Source organism: Oceanobacillus sp. FSL W8-0428 (assembly GCF_038004405.1).
GTDB lineage: Bacteria > Bacillota > Bacilli > Bacillales > Amphibacillaceae > Oceanobacillus > Oceanobacillus sojae.
In genome coordinates, this window is the sequence record NZ_JBBORB010000001.1 from 583,096 (window position 1) to 604,639 (window position 21,544).

Sequence of the window (21,544 nt, forward strand, 5' to 3'; positions counted from 1 at the left end):
TCAGCTTCTTCATGATGAGTTAAAAGAAAAAATAGAGTGTTAAAGTACCGTGAGCGAATGGGAACTTACACACTTATTTGACAAACCCTTTATATTACAAAAAATTCTTTTAATTACTTATCATTATCTACTATAACTTTTATTATCACTTTTGCCTTAAAAGACGTAATGGCCTTGTTAACTTCCAAGATCTAGAATTCTCTATATTTTGAAGTTTGAGCACTAACTTTTTATTTTGCTCTTTGCTGTTCTTAATATCTTCTGACTTTCTTTCTACATCTAACTTCAAATCCGTTATTTTCTTATTTTTTTCTTTAATTTTGCCTTTAAGTTTATTATTTTCTTTTTCTTGTTTTGGTACCATTATTTCAAAGCTTTTTTGTAGTCTCTCTTTCATTTCTTCAGAACTACAGGAAGTTATCGGGCTAACTGGATCTAGAAGTTTAATTTTTTCAAGCTTATCATCAAAAGGTAATTTTAATCCTTTAGCATTATAATTATAAACATGCTCAATTTCATTTTTGTTTAAAAAGTTGATAAAATTATTGTAATTTCTCTGATGACTTTTTTCAATAGAATGCAAATCAACCTTTTCTAATAAATTCTCGAGTTTCGTTTCCGCATTAATCTCTTCAATAGAAACCCGTGGGAAATTATGATACTCCGATAATTCTCTCATTCTTGCATCAATAGGTATAGTAATACTAGGTGTACCAGCAAGTGTTGGAGCAACATTCCCATGTAGCCTTGTCCCGATACTTATATCAACGTTTCTCATATGTTCAATCCAAGATGGAGCTGACAAAAAGAATTTAACTTGATTATTTTTATATACGTTTGACATTAAGTTGTTAGGATAGTTATCTACTTTCGTGTTAATTGCTCCACCCAAGAAAGGTGTGCCAGAATAAGTTAATATCATTTCATCCATATCTTGCGGAATAAAATTTAAATTTTTGTAGTGGTCAGAAAGGCTATTTAAGAACTTTAGTACTTCTTGATCCGCCTTAGGTGTCATGTTTACACTTATTGAGGAACTAGTATTTAATTCAATGTCGCGAATCTTTATATTTTCCCCAAAAGTATACATCGAAGGGCATCCAATAACTTGATGATCTTGACCTTCTTTAAATCCTAAATAAGAAAGATAATCAGACGTAATTTGCCCTCTTAATCCAAGTATATTAGACTTTTCCAGCACAGCGCTTACGAAACGTTTTACATCATCATCAAAGGGCCTTTTTGAACTTATATTAGGCTCATAAGGAAAAGCCATCCCCATGCCAATTACGTATACTGGAATTTTAAGCTTCTGAATTAATTCCGTGTACTTCTTTAGAGTTGGAATAAAGCTAGGTCGAATTGCATTCGCCAACGGAATTGCATAAGCATCGTAGGTTTCGTTTATCATCTCTGCATCTAAGGGATTCGTCCTATAATAATCAGAAACTAGCTCTACGTTTTCAGTAGTCAAATTTCTAAAGACACTATATGCATACATTAAATTACCAACATTGTTTCCAATTGCATTTCTTTTAATTATTTCATCTGCGCTAAAAGTATCTAATGGGGACATTCCAGACCTGACAAGTATCTTTTTCATAATTTAGATTCTCCTATTTAGTTAATTTATTAAAAACTGGTTCAACTACACGCTTGGCAGCATTACCATCTTCAAGATAACAAAATTCCTCATAAAATTTATTAAACGACTGATTCGGTTGAAATCCGTTTTCTTCAACAATTTTAATTTCCTTTACAATTTCTTCTGTAGTCCTAACTAATGGACCCGGGGCTTCTTTTTCAAAATCTAAATAAAAGCCTCTCAAGTTATCCCGATAATCTTCTAAATCATATACAAAAAATAAAATAGGGCGCTTCAAGTTTGCATAGTCAAAGAACACAGAAGAATAATCAGTTATAAGTATATCGGAAATAAGATAAAGCTCACGAATATCCTCGTGCTTTGAGAAATCAATAACAAAATCTTCATAGCCATTAAGATCAAGATTCTCTGCGACCAAGTAGTGCATACGTAAAAGAATTGTGTGCGTATTCCCAAACTCATTCTTAAGGCGCTGAAGATCTAATTCCAGGTTGAATTTGTACTTTCCCTTCTCATAAAATTGGTTATCCCGCCATGTTGGTGCGTATAAAATCACTTTTTTGTCCACTGGGATTCCAAGGTGCTGTTTCAAACGTTGAATTTCTTCTGGATTATTATTATTTATCAAATAATCATTTCGAGGGTAGCCTGTTTCCAGTACATTCTTTTTAAATTGAAAAGCCCGTTTAAATATATCTGTGGAATATCTATTCGGCGAAACGAGAAAATCCCATTTTTCCGCTTCAGAAACGAAATTTTGCTTATACTTTTCTGTATCTGTTCCTGGCATTTGGACATCTTCAATATCTACACCCAGCTTTTTTAATGGCGTGCCATGCCATGTTTGTAAATAGACTGTTCCTTTAGGCTTTTTAATCCATAGTGGTAATCTGGCATTGATTACCCAATATTTTGCACGTGCCATCAGGAATATCCATTTTAAAGACAGCCGTTTTACATGTGGAAGACCCTTCTCTTCAAAAATAGAAAGGTGGCGACGATCTGCTGCCCAATAGAGCTGATATTCTGAATGATTTTCTTTGATATATTCAAAAATCGCTCGAGGGCTGTCGCTATACTGCTTGCCATGAAAACTTTCGAAAATAATAAGTTTATTGTTTTTAGGTAGTTTGGAAGTAACAGAAAAAGCAGCTCGATATATTTTTTGCACAAGCTTGCTTCTTCTTAAGTTAACAATTAATTGTTTCAATTTATTCATCCTTCATTCTTTTCATTTTCCTTCTCCAACTTAGATAATACCGCTTGATAAATTCGCCGGCAATTGTGCCGATCTTGATATTTAATAATGTTATCAAGCTCAATATCAAAATTCTTAAAATTATTTTCTATACTTTCCTCAATCATATCAACAAGATCTGCTTCATTTTGAGCTATCTTTCCTAAGAAGGTTTCTTCGACCGGCCTGAGAATTCCTCTTTTAAAAAATCGATTTACATCAAAGTGATAATAAATAACAGGCTTATTCATTAATGTAAAATCAAAACTAACACTGCTGAAATCCGTAATAAGTAAAGCATGGTCAATTAATAATTGTTGCACTGTTTTTGAACCTAAGCGGATAAAATGGATTCGACTGTTCTCTTCATTAATATCCTGTGCAAAGAAATCCTGTGCTCTATAATGTGGATAGAAGTTTAAATTAACATTATATTCTTCTAAAATTTCCTGCAAACGTTCGTTATTAATTAAATTATTGTAGTAATCATAGTATTGACTTTTAAGAAATTGTTCATCTGTATGAATCCAATCTCTCCACGTCGGCATTAACAGAATATCCTTAGAATTATTTTCTTTCGGTAAATTATCAAACCGGGCCAGGCCTGTAACTGCCACTTCCTCTTCATTATAACCCATTTTATTCATGACGACATCATACTTCTCTGGATCACTGCTGACAATAAATAAATCAAAAGGAAGCTCATAATTCTTCTTGTCATATTCTACTGGCTTACGTCCTAAAACACCATGCTGTAAAAATACTTTAATCGTATCTTCATAATTAAAGAAGCCTTGAGCTGGTTTATATGGCAATAGATTTTCCAGATCGTGCGTCCCTATCAAAATTTTTGCCCGGCTGGCTATTTCAAAATGTTCTTTGCTGCCAAAACGAAGAATATGCTCCTTATCTTCCAGCATCCGATAATCTTCCGCATCCTCCTCAATGACATAATAAGCAGCGATATTTGTATTCTTTCTTAACCAGCGGAATAAAGCAATTCCATTATCTTGAGCAGTATTATAGCGTTCTCCAATGAGCCAAACATTAGGGTCTTTTCCAGCAGTATTACTCAGCATATTAACATCTTTTGGAATAGTGAAAGTTTCTATTTTCATATTGGCAAAAGGAGTTGTTGTAATCAGAAAATAATGCGTGTTTCCATACTCATCGTTTTCTTTTATTGATTCATAGTAATTGTCTTTTCGATAATCAGCCCGCTCATATTTTATTTTATCTTTTCGAATCGTGTTCCCTTCCGCGTCTTTAACGGTAATAAAAAAATCTAGAATACTTTTCTTTTTTCCTTTAACCTTAATTAAATCTACTGCTGTAATTGGAACCTCAAAGTGTTCTTCTGTCAATGGATACTCCACTATATCAAGTGTATTGCGGTCTTCCACTGCTAAATAAAAGGTACAATCTTTGAAAACCTGTAAATTACCTATAAAACCTGAAAAATGAAAGTTATCTGCAGATTTAATCAACCGTCTCAATTTAGGTTTACGAACAATGATACTTCCCATTGATTTATCTTTTCTGCGATAAATTCGTAATACATATTCCTGCGAATTATAAATAACCTTAAAGCTCTTTCTTTTGAAGATTTTTGCTGTTTCAATAAAGAATTGATATTTAAAGTGTTTCCCTTTATTATCCTCCTTCAAGAGGAAAAAGCGTTTAATTGTAGACCCTTCCAGCATATTTTCTAATAATATCTCGGTTTTAAATCCATTATTCGTAAGTTCAACCGGACACACAAATTCTTTGTTAAATTTTGTATCTTGTATCAGAAATGTATATTGAAATTTATCTGATTGCATATCCGTAGCAACTTCTAATTGAATAACATCCTCATTTACCTTCAGCTCCACTGCCTCTGTCCCTAAATAATAATTATCCAAGGATAAGTAGAAGTTTTTATTAATATATTTCAAAATTCCTTGATGATTGGCTGTTAGCAGAGAAATTTCTTCCTGCGTTTCTGTTTTTAAAAAATAAGCTATATTGTCAATTGTAATAATCAAGCGCCAATCGCCTTGAGACAGGTGATTAAAATCTAAAACCTCGATGGTGGAAATTTCTTTGTTCACTGCTATCTCTAACGGCTTCATTTCTCCATGTTTTAACGCAAACATTTTCACATTACTGCCTACATTCAAATCTGCATTTTCCAGTACAACAGTTAAGTCATTATAGGAGGTATGGAGCTTTTTAATTATTTTCAATTCATTAGAGAAGCTGAAATCTGGTAATAAATTTTTAACCATTATCCTTTTATTAATAGATAACCTAAATAACTTATTTCCCACTACATGGTAGAATACTTTTTCTTTTATATGTTCATCTAATTTTAACCAGAATTTTTGTTTAGTATTTGATAGCACTACATAGTTATTAACGTCATCTGATAAATGACTGATTGGAATTGAAATCGTCAAATTCTTTTTCACACGTCGACATGGAAGATCAATCGTTTCCATTCCGTTAGTTAGCACAGCATTAATTCCAGCATAAGACATGAAATTTTTTAAACTTACGTCTATTTCTATATTTGTTTCAGCTATTGCTCTCGATTGAACCACAACTGTTTTTTTTACTAAATAACTTTTACATTTTTTTATTAGCTTTTTGATATTCGACACTTCTAACAGCACTCCTAATAAAACTTATTTAGACATACTTCAATAATATATAGCATTGGGCAAACTTTCATTATTTATGACGGTATTTATTTTTTGTGTAATATTCATAATTTTAAATCGTTATATAGTACCTAAAAAAGTCACATGAACAATTCATGTGACTTTTTTGTTATTTTAACAAGCTGATAACGAACTGTGAACTACATTAAATATTTAAATTTTGATTCTGTTCTTTTAATTTATCTGCTAATTGAATTAAATACTTTGTAAGCGGCTCTTGTAAATCCTTACGATCAAGTGCCATTTCCAATGTCGTTTCAATAAAACCTAGTTTCTCTCCAACATCGTAACGGTCTCCATCAACCTCATAGGAATAAACACTTTGCTTTTTATTTAATGCTTGGATAGCATCAGTTAGTTGTATTTCACCGCCAGCTCCAACTTTTTGTTCGTCTAAGAATTTAAAAATCTGTGGTGTAAGGATATAACGTCCAATAATAGCCATATCTGAAGGAGCTGTACCTTGTGCTGGCTTTTCTACAAAATCTTTTACAAGATATCTTTTTCCTTCTTTTTTTGTATAATCAATTACACCGTAACGATGCGTCTCACTGGAAGGAACTTTTTTCACTGCAATAACAGATGATTGCACTTCATTATATTCATTAATTAATTGTTGCAATCCTGGCGCTTCATCAGAACAAATAATGTCATCTCCAAGCAGTACCGCAAATGGTTCATCACCAATGAATTTCCGTGCACACCATACAGCATGCCCTAAACCTCTTGGCTCTTTTTGTCGAATATAATGTATATCTACCTTAGCCGATTCTTTAATTTTTTCTAATAAGTCATATTTTTCTTTTTGTAGGAGGTTTTCTTCGAGCTCTAAGGAATAATCAAAATGATCTTCAATTGCTCTTTTTCCTTTTCCTGTTACGATAATAATGTCTTCAATCCCTGAACGCACTGCTTCTTCAACAATATATTCAATAGTTGGGCGATCTACTATTGGTAGCATTTCCTTAGGCATTGCTTTTGTTGCAGGTAAGAATCTTGTTCCAAGCCCTGCTGCCGGAATAATAGCTTTTCTTACTTTTTTCATTAGTCTTCCTCCTTGTATGAAAAACAAATTTTCCTTATTATATATAAGTTTTTTTATTATTGGGCTTTTCTTTCAAACATAAATTTAAGTACTTCATTATAGTAACACATAATTCATTACGACACTCAGTCTGTTTAAATATTTGAATGAAGTAAATGATTTTTTGACTTGAACGCATAACTTTATCGTTATGTCTATAGCTTTTCACAACCTATAATATAGATTATAATATAGGTTGTTGCAATAACCAAACTTATGGAAACTTAATAAAGAAATTTGCACTAATAATTTAACCTACTATATCTTTAATAAATTATCATTTATAACTAAAGGAAATTTACTTTTGAAAGGAGCGGAATTCATGACTATACTAGTATCAGGTGGAGCAGGATATATCGGGAGTCATACCGTATTATATCTCCAACAGCAAAATGAAGAAGTGATTGTATTAGACAACTTTTCTAAAGGACACCGCAGGGCACTTCATGACGTGAAACTTTATGAAGGAGATTTAGCAGATACAGTACTTTTAGATAAAGTATTTCAAGAAAATAAAATTGATGCGATTATCCACTTTGCAGCAAGCTCACTAGTAGGAGAAAGTATGGAAAAACCATTGGATTATTATGAGAATAATGTTTTAAGTACCTTCCAGCTTATAAAAAAAGCAGTAGAATATAAAGTAAACAATATTGTATTTTCATCAACAGCAGCAACATACGGAGAGCCAAAAAACATTCCTATTCTTGAAACGGATCCCACCATACCAACAAACCCTTATGGTGAAACAAAGTTAGCAATTGAAAAGATGTTAAAATGGGCCCACGAAGCATATGAGTTAAACTCCATTTGTTTACGCTATTTCAATGCTGCTGGCGCTGACCCAGAGGGGTATATTGGTGAAGACCATACACCAGAATCTCACCTTATCCCAATTGTACTAGAAGCTGCACTTGGTCAAAGGAGTGACGTGAAAATTTTCGGAGATGATTATCCAACTGCTGATGGTACGTGTATACGAGACTATATTCACGTTCTAGACTTAGCTCAGGCCCATTATCTTGCAGTTCAAAAATTAATCAATGATGGTGGTTGCGATATATTTAACTTAGGAAACGGTCAAGGTTTCTCGGTTAAAGAAGTCATTGAGACTTGTCGAAAAGTGACTCAAAAAGAAATTAAAGCTGACGTTGCTCCAAGAAGAGAAGGAGACCCAGCACAATTAATTGCATCATCGGAAAGAGCAAAAAACAATTTAGGCTGGAAGCCACAATACGATCAACTGGAGACTATGGTTCAGCATGCTTGGAACTGGCACTCTACTCATGCAAATGGCTTTGAAAGTAAGTGAATAAATATTAGATAATTAAGCTTTACAAAATCATTCAATGGATTGATTAGATAGTGTACTTACTTGTAATTTCATTTCAAAATCTAAAGGTAAAGTTACTTGCTTTCATAAGCTATGAATTTTATAAATCTGATTTGTAACGCCTGTGAAAGTATAAAATCTAACTTTCACAGGCGTTACCTCCTTTATATACCCTAAATTTATAAAGATTCCATTTCTTTTTAATGGATTTTTTTATGAAGGGGTATATACGCGACTTAAAACGACTGTTCACAAATAACCTCTACAAAATTGAATTGTACGCTATTACTTATACCTAACGAAAACTACAGTTTAATTTCTTTTAACTCATCATAAACTGGTCTACTTATAATCATCGATCCTGTCAAGCACTCAGTATTGTCTTCGGGAAGTTCCACCTCCAGTTCAATATAACTATCCCTAACCTTGTCTATATCATAATAGTTAGTGATATAGAGATAATACTTTTCATTAGACAGACCTTCAGAAAGTATATTTTTCAGATTGAAATTTAATTACACCTTATCTTCTAATTCTACTTTTGTAATTTTCTCAATTTCTGATAGCAAAGCCATTTTCCTTGGCTTCTTTATAATTCTTTTCTGGTAATTATGTTCTATATTTTGTATCAGTTTCATCCATTTTTCTTTTATTTTGTTAACATCAAAAGTAGATGCTTTCTTTGCTACTTCCACATCCACTTTCTTCAAACTTTTTCATCCTCACATACAAGAATAATCTGATTGGCTAACTCATTAATATTCCCGTTTTCAACAATATAACCATTTAGACCATTATCTATCATTTCTCGTGGTCCATAATTGAAATCATAAGCATTAACTGGCGTCTTATTAGTCATACTTTCTAGAGTTGTATTTCTAACCCCTCATACTTAGAGGTTATAATGGATAATCCTGCAAATTGGAACAATCTATGCGGGGCATTTGTATACCCTTTAATTAATACATTATTTTGTAAACCTTGTGATTCTATAAATTCTTTATAGTTTTTCTTCTCCAGTACCCCAAAGCTCCAATTCTAATTTATTTTTTTAAGCGCTATTTTAAATGCATGCGATATATTCTTAATCCTTTTAATTTCAACAAATCTAGATACTACAAAATTTTGTGAAAATCTTTTTTTGCAGTAAACTACCGTTATTTTCTAATTTAACATGAGGAATATGATATAAATTTTTATTTAAACCAAATTGGTTATTTACATGTTTGAGTTGCTGCTTAGTCAATAACACAGGATCCTTTAACAATGAGCCATTAAGTTTATTAACGTTTCCATTGTTATCAAATGTCGTACATTGTTTTACGGTTGATGTACCTCTACAAAGATATATTCTTTAATCCTCTGTATAATAAGCTTTTCTGATAAGTTTCTTAACATAACATATCAAAATAATCAATTACTCTCACATTGCCATAATAATCATAAGCTTCTCTTCTCACTTTTCTCACCTTCTTATCAAAGAAGTCTTTATACATACAAGCGCCTTCTCAGTCCAACTTTACATAACAGAACTGAGTATTATTACTATAAACCTTATATGCGTTCTTTTTTGTAACGTATTCATAATTATATCTAGAATCTTTATTGAATTTAATTTTTTGCTCTTCGTTATTATTAAAGATTACCTCTCCCGCAAAAAATTCATACATGTTTAAAAATTTGATTGATGATGGAATATCCCTTTTCTCTCTAACTGCACGATAAATTTTCTCATAGCTCTTTTATAATTAAAAGTTAAGATAAAAGAGTTATCTGCTACATCTGACAACATTTTTGCTCTTGTAAAGGTGGCTAGTGTCCAGCCACCCGAATTTTCGCTAAATAAAACCAGTTTCTATTACTATCCATTTTCGTAACCTCCTTAAATGTTATAAGACTAATTTTTCACTTCAAAATCTTATTTTTCCAATCAAGTAACCTCCGTCTTACTCTAAAAGGTATAAGGTGGCTTAATTTAAATTTTGGTATTTTTAGCGAATCACTAATTAACCAATCTTTATTTTCTTCAATAACTTCATAAATTCGTTCAGAATTATGGTTATCCATAAAAGTAAAATATTCATTTCTCATTTCTGCATATTCATTCTTTTCTTCAAATCCATTTTGAATATAATTTTCAACTATACTGATTAAATCTGAAGTCTCGTATGCAACATCTCCAAATAAATCTGTATCAAAATCCATATAGGCTCCTTCATATTCTAAATATTTATCTTTATCAAAGTGGAAGAATACACATGGCTTTTTCAAATAGAACATTTCCCAAATAACACTGGAATAATCTGAAATCATTAGAGAACTTTTCATAATCATCTCATCCATTGGAACTTCCAGAAAACCGAATTTTTCTATATTTGATGATTTGCTGTCAAAAAGATCAATATAATCCCGGAACTTAGGATGTAAAAAGAATTTAATTTTCACATCATGTTTTTCCAGTAATGCATGAAGCTTCTCTGAAGAAAGAAATTCATTATATTTTTTAAAGTATTCACTTTCCTTAAACTTATCTTTTTCCATTCCATCCATCCAAGTTCTCCATGTCGGCATTAAGAAAATTTGCTTATATGGGATTTCTTCTGTTCTATCAACTAAACCATCCCATCGCGCCAAACCTGTAGCAGCGACTTCCGATTCGTCGTAACCCCAATCATTGACTATCATTTGCTTTTCAAATTCTGACGGTGCGATAACTAAATCAAAAACATCTCTATTCTTATGAAAGTCTGGAACCCTTTTTAAACCGTTCACTCCATGCTGAAGATAGACAAGTTTTTTGTTTGTTAATGTTTTAGCAAGCTTACTCTTCTTCAGTTTTAGGTTATAGCTATTTCGCTTTGTGTCTGATGAAATTAATAATTTAGATGCAAACATATAAACAAAATATTTAAATGACATAAAGTAAATGAGTTTATCTTTTTTATCCGAAAGATTCTTTATTTCTGGAGATTTTTTTTGGATAATATAATAAAATTCATCGTGTTTTTGATTTTTATACACATAATCAAAGAAATAATATCCACTATCGTGTGCGGAAATAGCAAGCTTCTCAAAAGCTAACCAGATATTTCTCTTTGCATAATGTTTATAAAAAAGCTGGACGTATAAATATGCTAAGTTTTCTTTCAACAAATAATATCTATCCTCATAAAATTCTTTTTCACGGTAAGTAAATGAAAGGTCGTTAGATAGTGTCATATATGGGTATATAATATCTTTATCATTGATATGATATTGATATTTAGAAATTGTTTGATTAATATCCCAGGCGATTTTTTTAGCTACGGAAGTTATTTTCACATAATATTTTTTTTCGTTATTAACGATAGCAATATATAAATCCCAATAAAGAGGATATAATTCGGATTCTTTCAGATTAATTGTACTATTTATGACTGTTTTCCCGTTAAAAATATCAACTTCTTTAATTGAATAACTTCTTTGATCTAACGTATCTTTATTCCTGTGAATTAAACATAGAGAATCTAATTGTATATCTTTAATAAAAGGAGAAACTACACTTATCTCTAAATCCACATTATTTTTCTTCATTTTAAATCCAACAACTTGCGCTTTCAACTTAAATTCTTCTTTTATTAAATTGGAAAGATTATTCCTTACCATAGCCAATTCACTATTCACTGTAATGTAAATTCTGGTTCTTTGCTTATAAGTTGAATTGTTTTCAAAATATTGTTTGAAGGGTGGAAAAAATCTCTCAGGTTTTTCTAAAATAGATCCTTCAAACATTCCCAGTCGGTAACTGACTGTACTTTTAGGGCTATCTATTAAATAAAAATCCCATCTCGTCCCATTTTTAGTTCCTAAAACATCTAACAAATAATAAAAGTTAAAATAAAAACGGTCTGATTCCCTTTCCCCGTGAATATAGTGTATCTTTCCATTATTCCTTTGTTTCACTAGTAAAAATGGTGCTTCACTAGTAATATCACTGCCACAGTTGTCATTTAGGGAAAATTGTAATGCTGTACCTGAAACCTGTATATTTTTAACAGTTAAAGGAACGGCATTTTTCAAATGTCTTTTCCCAAAATTATATCTTGTCAAATCAACATAAGCTGGCACAATAGATTGTTCCTGCAAAATATCCTTTCTTAAATCTTTACTATAGAATCCTGTGTCTGTTTGGAATAATAGATAGGCTGATTTAATATTACCTGAAATTTGGTTGCTTACAGCTATCTTTCCTGCTTTTTCATTCCATTCAAGCTTTTTGAACACATTGTCTGTCAGTAAAAATGTTCTTTGCACATCAGGTAAAGAGCCAATATTAAACACCAGTTGGTTGTGTTCGGCACATTCATATTGCACTTGATTATCTACATCACCTAGAAACTTCTTTTGTTGTTTTATTGGAGATACATAATCTTCTTTATTAGTTATATTTGAAGATACGCGAAAAGCATGCTCATTTTTCAGAATGACTATGTCCACATCAAAGAATCCTGAAAAATAATCGCTGGAAAGAATAATTTCATCTTTTTCAAAACATAAAGGAACAATATGATGAATCGAAGTATCCTTTTGTTTAGCGATTACCACTAAATTAGAGCTATCGTTTACTGATTTTCTGTTCAATTTAATTTCATTTGACATAAATAGATTTTCTATTTGTAAAATAGGTGCTTCTTTTACTTGAGTATACAAGGCATTTAAATGCAGGAATTTCATTTGTATTTTATTATTTTCAACCTTTAAAATACCTTGAACTTCTCCAAAGAAAGGAATGATTCCTTCCATTTGTGAACGTAAATCAATATTTTGATTTTCTTCATCACTAAAATTCATGTCATAGAAGACATCTGTCGGAAAAACTTCATTGAGAACAAGCAAAATTTCTGCTGTGTCTTCATCTAATACATGTTTAACAAATTGAATATGTTTATCTCCAATTTGTATAAATTCAATTTGTTTAGCCAAATCCCTAGACATTACAAATTTATTATTTCCGTTTTGAAAATCTATCTCAATATGATTCATTTTTTCACCCTACTTTAAGCTTTTAATAACATCAAATATTCTCTGTGAATTATCATGATCCACATATTTAAAATATTCTCCGTGCAATTCTTCATAATGTGGCTTTAATTGAAATTCGTTTTCTGTATACTCTTTTACTAATTGAACAAGTTCATCCTTATTTAACGCACGTTCACCAAACAATTCTGTTTCCATATCAATATAACTACCTTCATACGCTTCATATTTTTCATAGTCAAACTGATAAAACAATACAGGTTTCTTCATGTAGAACATGTCCCATGTAACGGAGGAATAGTCACTAATCATCAATGAGGCTTCCATAATTTCTTCATTCACTTTAATGTTTTGAAATTCTTTTAAAGAAATACGGTCACTGTCTAATTGAAATTCAGAGATATATTGTTTAAATTTAGGATGTAAAAAGAAAACTAATTCTAAATTATATTTCTCTAAAACCCTTTCTAATTCTTTGGAATTCAGGAAGTTAACGTAGTTATCATAGTAATCTGTCCTCTTAAAATCTTCTTTCGGCATATCTTCCATCCAGGTTCTCCATGTAGGCATAACAAAGATTTTTTTCCGCTCTGTTTTCTGTGATTTATCAAACAACTTATCCCACCTGGAGAATCCAGTTACAGCAATTTCATTTAACTCGTATTTCCAATTTTGATGGATTATTTCTTCCTCTAAATCCGAAGTTGCAATAACTAAGCTGAAGTTTCCTCTGCCCTTTGCCTTTTTGAAAACATTTGATTGCTTCAGCGCTGTTACACCATGCTGTAAGAAAACACTTTTTTTACTGTTAATTTTTTTGGGTACAATTCCTGAACGGACGCGTAAATTATATACATGACGTTTATTCTCTGAAGACACTAATAAGTCGCATGCATATAAAAGTAATAAATATTTAAATGACATAAACGGAACTACTTTGCTACTTTCTTTACGAACTTCTTCATAGTCAGATGAATGTTTATCTAAAATAAAATAGAAATTATCATGCAGTTTATTCTTATCTACATATTGAAAAAATGCATAGCCATTATCCTGAGCTGTAGATGAGAATTTCTCAAAACCAATCCAAATTTCTTTATTTCTATAGTATAATGGCTTCATAATTAAATAAGTAAAATAAGCTAATTTTTCTTTTATTTTCGTCCCTTTATTCTCATAATATTCTTTGTCACGCATCATAAATGCTATATCTTTTTTTAGGGTTACATATGGATAAAGAATTTTATTTTCTGTATAGATTGCATTTATAAAGTAATCTTTATTTATTTGTCTCTTCAATTTATTCGTTGCACCAATTACTTTAATTCGTTCTTCATTGCCTTCTTCATCTATCGCTGTAATAAAAATGTCCCAATACAATGGGAAAAAGTCTTTGTCCCAGTCCATTTGAAATGATCCTTGAACGGAATAATTTTGATTTTGTAATAACTCTATTTCCGTATCTTCTGTTGCAATAAGTTTAATTGTATCTTGCGAACGCAGCTTCAAAAGAATATTCTTTATTTCTACTCTTTCATCTTTCTTTACTTGAACAGTCATAGTAAAGCCAGTGTTATCTTTTTTAGAAATGTCCTTCATTTTTGTCTTCATTTTATATTTTTCTTTAAATACAGCAGATCCAGAAGATTTTAAAATAGCAATATAATTATTCATCGTCGTATAAACCATCATCGTGTAATCTTCAATGGAGTAGTTCAGATAAATTAATTTTTTGTTTTCTTCTCTGACAACTTGCAGTCTCCCAGCTATGGAATTTTCTTCATTAATGAAGACACCTTCCAAATCCCATCGATTATTACGAACCTCTTCCAACACTTCAGGAGTTAAAGGTATTATAATTTTATCATTTGTATGTTTTATAGAAGGAATTCTTATACGTTCTTTATTCTTTCTGGAAACAAACATAATTTCTTTCAGTCCACTTAATGCAAGTTGTTCATCAACAATACGTAACTCTAAACTTTTTTCGGCCGCATCATTTACTAAAACTTGATCAATCAAAATATCTTCTCTTTCTTTAATTGGAATTTCTTTAAAGAAATCTTCAATTTGAAGAGAACAAATCGTTAATTCATTTCCTTTGAAATAAGCACCTACATGTTGCTCTAACTCTCCGACATAACCAATGAAAGATGATTTATTGAGATAGTTTGGGTTTCCTTGAACAATTGTATCCATTAGATAGAATTGATTGTATTTGTATATAATCTTTATTCTCCAAAATCCCTGCGTAAAGGGTTCAGATAAGTTAACCGAGAATGTATCATTTACATATGAAAACCGAAGTCTCTTGATTTCTTCTGTTTCTTCATTCACAGCTAAAAATCCAAGAATATTTGATTTAAACATCGTCTCGTCTGGCATATCTAATAGAATATTCCCCTCTTGAAACGTCACCTTTTGTATTGGCATATCGCCTTCTAATACATGTTCAATATCAAATGAAAATATATTTTCTATTTTCCCTCTAAAAGTTACAGAGTTCAAACTGCCATCTATGATTAAATGATTGGAGCCTGCAAAAATAGTATCTGAGCTACCTACTTTTTCATTATTTATATATAGTATATAGACGTCCTCTTCCTCTAATCTTTGTCCTGGATTCTTTAATGTTATTTCATTTATGTCATTTGTAAATTCTATTTCCACTTTATTATGTTCTTCATTTAAAAGGTAGATATCCTCAACTGTCAACTCTCTTGATTTCTCAAATACAATATACTCTTCTTGTATGGAGATTAGTTTAATTTGTTCTTTCACTTCAAGTACCCCCAGCATCGTTATACATCTTCTATAAAAAATTTATTATTAGCACTTCATTTACGCATATTAAATTCATTTTAATCCAAACACTACTATTATTTAAATGTCAACTGCATTATTTTACACTCTATATTACATAATTGTAACAGAAAACTGCCGTAATTTGATAATCGTTAACCAATTATTGATTATTCAATTTTCTTGATTAAACAGGTCTAAAGGTTCGTTATTACTAGGGAACAAAAGACTAATTTTCATATTACGTTCAATTTAATAGTATATCTCAGTAAATTAACTTTATTACGCTACAACTACCTATAACTCGATTTGATTATTGCACTTACTATTAGAAATAAATACCACTTTCCTTTTCTACTCTTTTTTGTTACTATATTCATAGGTAATAAGGATCTCCAAAGAGCAATTTAATATTATTATCTCTTACATTTTATTAACTATAAGTACAATCTATAAACCAAAATTATGTTATAATAGACTTCAAACTATAAATTGGAGGTTATGTACTATTATGAAGAAAGTAATTACGTACGGAACGTTTGATTTACTTCATACAGGACATATCAATATACTAAGACGCGCAAAGGAATTTGGAGACTATTTGATTGTAGCAATTTCAGCAGATGAATTTAATGCAATAAAAGGAAAGAAAGCTTACTATACATTCGAACAGCGAAAAGCGATTTTAGAAGCGATTCGCTATGTAGATGAAGTTATCGCCGAAGAAACATGGGAGCAGAAAATTGAGGATGTGCAAAAGCATGATGTCGATGTTTTTGTGATGGGTGACGACTGGGAAGGTAAATTTGACTTCTTAAAAGGTTATTGTGAAGTCGTTTATTTACCTCGTACAGTTGGTATTTCAACAACAAAGATTAAAAAGGATTTGAAATTAAAAGGAAATGGTTAGAGAGCTTGCGATTACAGCATATTTATTTGCTTTTCGCATCCTCTTCGAAATAGGTAAATGGTTTCCCCAAAAGAACAAGACGGTTGCCGTCGCTTCTTTTGGGGATAATATTTCCTTCACTGTTGCTTCATTGCGAAATTTGTCGAACGAAGAGATTTATATTTTAAAAGATTCTTCCTGCCGACATAATTTTGATGATTTAGGGGTGAAGGTTATTCCATTTACAATGAAGCATCCCATTCATTTCTTGAAATCAATCTATCATTTAGCAACGGCGAAAACGATTCTGTTAGATACGTATCAAGGTTTCTTAGCATCTACAAATTTCCGGAGCGGAACAACTTGTATTCAGCTATGGCATGCAGCCGGTGCTTTAAAACGGTTTGGATTAGAGGATCCAACTAACGAATTACGCAGTAACCGAGCGATGAACCGATTTAAAAAAGTGTATTCTCATTTTGATTATTCGGTAGTTGGCTCGGAGAAGATGGCAAATTCATTTAAGCAGAGCTTTGGTATGTCAGATCAACAAATTATTCGGACTGGAATTCCACGTTCTGATTTATTATTTGATCAAAAACGTCGTGAGCAAGTGTACAACGATATAAAGAAACAGTTTCCTAGTATCAGAGATCGCAAAATTATTCTCTACACACCAACGTTTCGCAACAATTCCTTAGAAAGCTATGAATTGGAGCTTGATTTACATCGTATGAATCAGGAGCTTTCTGATGATTACGTGCTATTTATCAAGCTGCATCCAGCTGTTTCTGCGTCATTTAACTATGAACTGTATGAAGACTTTATTTATGACGTATCCGATTATAAAGATACAAATGAATTGCTGCTTATTACTGATTTATTGATTAGTGATTATTCTTCTATTCCATTTGAATATGCAATTTTGGAAAGACCGATGATTTTCTTCGCATATGATTTAGAGGAATATAAAATCGAGAGCGGCTTAATTCAGGATTATGAACAAGAAGTTCCCGGTCCAGTTGTCGATTCGACCTATGAGATTATTCGAGTAATTCAGGAAGACGCCTTTGATTATGAAAAAATCCGTCGTTTTAATCAGACTTATAATGAATATTCACAAGGTCATTCCAGCAATGATTTAGCAATGTATCTTACTGGAACGGAAGAAAAAGAAGCTGGAAAAATTTCTGTTTAAGCATATGCGCACTTTTTGCGTATATGTTTTTTTGTTTTTCAAAAATGGTATGCCCCTTCATCTTCTATTTGCTTGGACGTTCCCTCTCTTTACTTTCCCATCACTTTTGCTATTATTGCATTTTCGCAAAAGACTTATACATACTCTAACTTTTCCAATATCCCTCTTCTAAAATCCACAATTCTGGATAGACTAACATCAAAGCATATTTATATAAGCATGATTAAAGAAATTCCCTTCCCCCAATCGCTTAAAAAGGAGCTTTGCCGATGCATCCACTATTCAAAGGAGCTTTATTTCTTACGGTTGCCTCCGCACTGTCAAAATTGATTGGCAGCCTGTTCCGTATTCCAATGCAAAATATTGCGGGGGATGAATTACTTGGTATCTTCAGTATCGTTTATCCAATCTATATGCTGACGTTAACACTGTCTGTCGCAGGAATTCCAATTGCTGTTTCTAAATTGATTTCTGAAAAGCGGATGTATGGTGACAATGCATCTATTACTTCTTTATTTCATTCTGCCCGTCTATTGGCTGTTCTATTTGGTATCAGCTGCTTTCTGGCTATCTGGCTGTTTGCTTCTCCTTTATCTTCTCTTTTGGGCGGTGAACAGACACGTTTTGCTTTAGTTATGGTTTCTGCTACTTTGATTATTGCACCTTATATGGCTGTATACCGCGGTTATTTCCAAGGGTTTGAAATGATGCATCAAACAGCTATCTCACAAATTATCGAGCAAATATTCCGGGTAGGAATCATGCTGCTGGTTGTCTATATTCTTGTAGGGCTTGATTTCAGCTATCCGGAGATTGCCGGCTGGATGATGATTGGTTCTTTTCTGGGGGCAGGTATTTCCTTGATTTATTTATTATTTGCTTATCGAAAGCAGCCCCTGTCCGCTTCGGCTAGAACGGCAAACTGGGCACAATTAAAAGCAGATAGTACTTCTCTTTTAAGTCTGGCTATTCCAATTGCATTTGGGTCGCTTAGTTTCTCTTTGATACCTGTGGTTGATTCCTTAACCATCCCATATGGGTTACAGCACTTTGGTATCGCTGCAGAAAATGTACCGTATGCATTTGGAGTGTACAGCCGCGGTATTGTCTTTGTCCAGGTTATTACGATGATTGCAGCTTCGCTTGTTACACCGCTTATTCCACATCTTTCCCGTATGCGGGCAGCTGGAGATTTGGTGACGGTGCAACAAACCGTTTCTAAACTCATGTTTATTGTGCAATTAACCACCTGGCCCGTTGTTATTATTTCCGCTTTGCTTATTACGCCGCTAAATATTACATTATTCACCAATACAAGTGGCAATTCCATTATTGTTGTCCTAATTATCAGTGGCGGGTTTTTAGCGCTGGCAATGCTTAGTACAGCTATTTTACAGGCACTTGGCCATGAAAAGCAGGCAGCCGGATTCGTTTGTATAGCCATCGTCAGTAAAGTGATTGGTAACCTGATATTTCTGCCTATATATGGTTTAATGGCTGCGGCCAGTATTACGTTATTTAGCTATGGCATATTAGTCATTTTCAATTTCCTCTTATTGAAGCGTCATCTGAATGTGCCTTTATTTCCAGTTTCTTTACGCATTGTATTGGTTGTTTCTCTCTGTTTAGGCCTTATCCTTCGCTTTCCAGTGTCCATGTGGGAAATTGGTGTAAATAGCCGGATAGAAGCGTTCCTCTATTCCCTGGCTGTCGGGATATTTTTAATTATTATCATTGTTGCTTTTTTGTTTTTCTGGCGAAAGTCCAGCAAACAAAGCAAGTAGCAAGAAGGAGTTTATATTTCATGAAAAAGCCATTTTATATTTTTAGTCTGGTTGTGCTTTTACTTATTATCAGTTTGCCGGGGATTTTCAATCGGGCTGAAGTGGAGTCTGCCAACCGCATTTATGAGATTATGGTGCCATTTGAAAATTTACGAGCAATTGCTGAAGCAGAAAATCGCTCAGATTATGAAGTACTTCAAGAATTCAAAGCAGCTGGACTCGAAAAAGTCCGACTGGATTATTTAACCCTGGCACGGATGGAAGAGAATCAGCTGGTAAGTATTTATTCCGATGCAGAGCTTACTGAGGCATTACGCTTTTCTCCAGAATATAAGGATAGCTATGTAGAAAAAGGCATCTATGTAACAATCCCCCGCCAGTCTTCCTATGAGAATCTTTTGGCACAGCATTTTTATTTGGATTATCGAATTATTGGAGGGGAAAGATTTTATTATTTCACCAATCCTGGCGTTCTGGAAGAAAACATCGGCTATGATGCCTATTATATTCAAATGCTGCATAAGGCAGCTATAGACTATGTATTTAACCTGCCTAATCAAAACAACTATGAGTCAAGTACACTTTTACATAACTATAAGCACCCTTCCCTTCAAGGTGTTTTATTCTCATCAGGGGAAGTTACCGGCTTTCCTTTCGAGGAAAATATTCAAGTTATTCGTGATGCTCTGCAAAAGAATGACCTTCCTTTTTATCAGCAGGAATTTACTGCTCTCGCTGGATTGCCCGGTTTAGCAAAAGAAACAAACTATCAATTTATTCGGCAACATATGATTACGCTTGGCGAAAAATCGTTGGAAGAGAGCGTGCAGCAGGCTGTCCGAGCAATCAAGGAAAGAAATATCCGTTCGATTCTTGTTACGGTTAATCCTGAAAATTCAATGGACGGGATTGCTTTTATAGAGACACTCCAACAGCAAATGCCTGCTCATTTTATCCATGGGGACGCCCGGCCTTTTCAGACGGTTGATTCGGCAAATTGGATTCAGCCCTTGCTTCTTTTTGCAGGTGTTTTTTTTAGTTATGGATTGCTAAGCTTACTTCCTTTTAAAATAATTCGAATAGCTGGGGTTTCCCTATTGTTTATTACAGGTGCTGCCTGGCTGATAACGGATTATTTACTCCTTTTAAAGCTATTTGCATGGCTCATTGCTGTATTAACTGCTGTCTGCGCTGTACTAATCAGTGCAAATTCAAGAGCAAACCTGTGGAAGTCTGCTGAAAAAGGAGCAACGGTTTGGCTTTCTTTTTTGCAGGCATTAGGAATAACGGTGATTGGCATTCTGCTGATTATCGGGCTGTTAAATGGCAATGAATTTATATCGGGAGTAGAGCTTTTCCGGGGGATCAAGCTATTGCATATTATCCCGCCTTTCTTAGTACTCCTTGCTTTATTCGGGTATTACCTGACAAAACAAAATCGGCATTCTTTGCTAAATATTTTTAATCAGGAAGTTCGTGTCTGGCATGTTATTGCATCTGGCGGTCTCCTGCTTATCTTTGCTTATTATATTATCCGGACAGGAAATAGCAGCCTCGTAAGTCCTTTGGAAATTACCATTCGTCATACCTTAGAAGAAATATTATATGTTCGTCCACGTACGAAAGAATTCTTGATTGGTTACCCGGCAATGATTGTCGGTCTCTACTTTTTACCGAAGAAGCCAATTATCGGGAGATTTCTATTAGTCATCGGTTCCATTGGGTTCTTATCGATGATTAATACATTTACCCATTTCCATTCCCCACTTTTTATCTCTCTATTGCGGTCTGTTTATGGAATCGGGTTTGGAGTTATTCTGGGATACTTCCTTCTGTTCCTTGTAGTATGGGGACGCAAATACTGGGCAAAATAAGTAAATAAAAGGT

General features: G+C 32.9%; 11 protein-coding genes and 2 pseudogenes. 5 read left to right on the top strand and 8 right to left on the bottom strand.

All coding sequences use genetic code 11. The annotated features are described in order from the left end of the window. Positions 1 to 145: 145 nt before the first annotated feature. The 4 genes and pseudogenes from MKY30_RS02540 to galU all read right to left on the bottom strand — a co-directional run bounded on the left by MKY30_RS02540 (position 146) and on the right by galU (position 6,593). On the bottom strand, positions 146 to 1,603 hold the full coding sequence (locus MKY30_RS02540; protein WP_341082726.1) for a polysaccharide pyruvyl transferase family protein: 1,458 nt from the start codon (positions 1,601 to 1,603) through the stop codon (positions 146 to 148). 13 nt (positions 1,604 to 1,616) lie between these two features. Further along, positions 1,617 to 2,819, bottom strand: a pseudogene (locus MKY30_RS02545) (CDP-glycerol glycerophosphotransferase family protein); the annotation flags it as partial. A gap of 2 nt (positions 2,820 to 2,821) precedes the next feature. After that, the gene (locus MKY30_RS02550; protein ID WP_445667707.1) at positions 2,822 to 5,488 is read right to left on the bottom strand and encodes a CDP-glycerol glycerophosphotransferase family protein; all 2,667 of its coding nucleotides are present in this window, start codon (positions 5,486 to 5,488) and stop codon (positions 2,822 to 2,824) included. A gap of 205 nt (positions 5,489 to 5,693) precedes the next feature. After that, the gene (galU, locus tag MKY30_RS02555) at positions 5,694 to 6,593 is read right to left on the bottom strand and encodes a UTP--glucose-1-phosphate uridylyltransferase GalU (RefSeq protein WP_341082727.1); all 900 of its coding nucleotides are present in this window, start codon (positions 6,591 to 6,593) and stop codon (positions 5,694 to 5,696) included. Positions 6,594 to 6,954: 361 nt separating this feature from the next. Here galU and galE point away from each other — a divergent pair, with 361 nt between their 5' ends. After that, positions 6,955 to 7,944, top strand: a complete 990-nt coding sequence (gene galE / locus MKY30_RS02560; RefSeq protein ID WP_341082728.1) for a UDP-glucose 4-epimerase GalE — start codon at positions 6,955 to 6,957, stop codon at positions 7,942 to 7,944. Positions 7,945 to 8,480: 536 nt separating this feature from the next. Here galE and MKY30_RS02565 read toward each other — a convergent pair. The 4 genes and pseudogenes from MKY30_RS02565 to MKY30_RS02580 all read right to left on the bottom strand — a co-directional run bounded on the left by MKY30_RS02565 (position 8,481) and on the right by MKY30_RS02580 (position 15,765). After that, positions 8,481 to 8,675: a hypothetical protein gene (locus tag MKY30_RS02565; RefSeq protein WP_341082729.1), complete on the bottom strand. Its 195-nt coding sequence runs from the start codon at positions 8,673 to 8,675 to the stop codon at positions 8,481 to 8,483. Then, positions 8,672 to 8,839, bottom strand: a pseudogene (locus tag MKY30_RS02570) (glycosyltransferase); the annotation flags it as partial. The gene MKY30_RS02565 and the pseudogene MKY30_RS02570, both read right to left, overlap by 4 nt. 1,031 nt (positions 8,840 to 9,870) lie before the next feature. Next, on the bottom strand, positions 9,871 to 12,987 hold the full coding sequence (locus tag MKY30_RS02575; RefSeq protein WP_341082731.1) for a CDP-glycerol glycerophosphotransferase family protein: 3,117 nt from the start codon (positions 12,985 to 12,987) through the stop codon (positions 9,871 to 9,873). A 9-nt stretch (positions 12,988 to 12,996) separates the two neighbouring features. Further along, positions 12,997 to 15,765, bottom strand: a complete 2,769-nt coding sequence (locus tag MKY30_RS02580; RefSeq protein WP_341082732.1) for a CDP-glycerol glycerophosphotransferase family protein — start codon at positions 15,763 to 15,765, stop codon at positions 12,997 to 12,999. A gap of 532 nt (positions 15,766 to 16,297) precedes the next feature. Here MKY30_RS02580 and tagD point away from each other — a divergent pair. The 4 genes from tagD (at position 16,298) to MKY30_RS02600 (ending at position 21,531) form a co-directional block, all read left to right on the top strand. Then, positions 16,298 to 16,696 (top strand): glycerol-3-phosphate cytidylyltransferase, encoded by a 399-nt coding sequence (gene tagD, locus MKY30_RS02585; protein WP_341082733.1) that lies wholly within the window; start codon positions 16,298 to 16,300, stop codon positions 16,694 to 16,696. After that, positions 16,689 to 17,873, top strand: a complete 1,185-nt coding sequence (locus MKY30_RS02590) for a CDP-glycerol glycerophosphotransferase family protein (protein WP_341082735.1) — start codon at positions 16,689 to 16,691, stop codon at positions 17,871 to 17,873. Before tagD ends, MKY30_RS02590 begins: the two co-directional genes overlap by 8 nt. Positions 17,874 to 18,142: 269 nt before the next feature. Beyond that, positions 18,143 to 19,657 (top strand): putative polysaccharide biosynthesis protein, encoded by a 1,515-nt coding sequence (locus MKY30_RS02595; RefSeq protein ID WP_341082736.1) that lies wholly within the window; start codon positions 18,143 to 18,145, stop codon positions 19,655 to 19,657. 20 nt (positions 19,658 to 19,677) lie between these two features. After that, a complete protein-coding gene (locus MKY30_RS02600) occupies positions 19,678 to 21,531 on the top strand; it encodes a DUF5693 family protein (RefSeq protein WP_341082737.1) in 1,854 nt (617 codons plus the stop codon). The last annotated feature ends 13 nt before the right edge of the window (positions 21,532 to 21,544 follow it).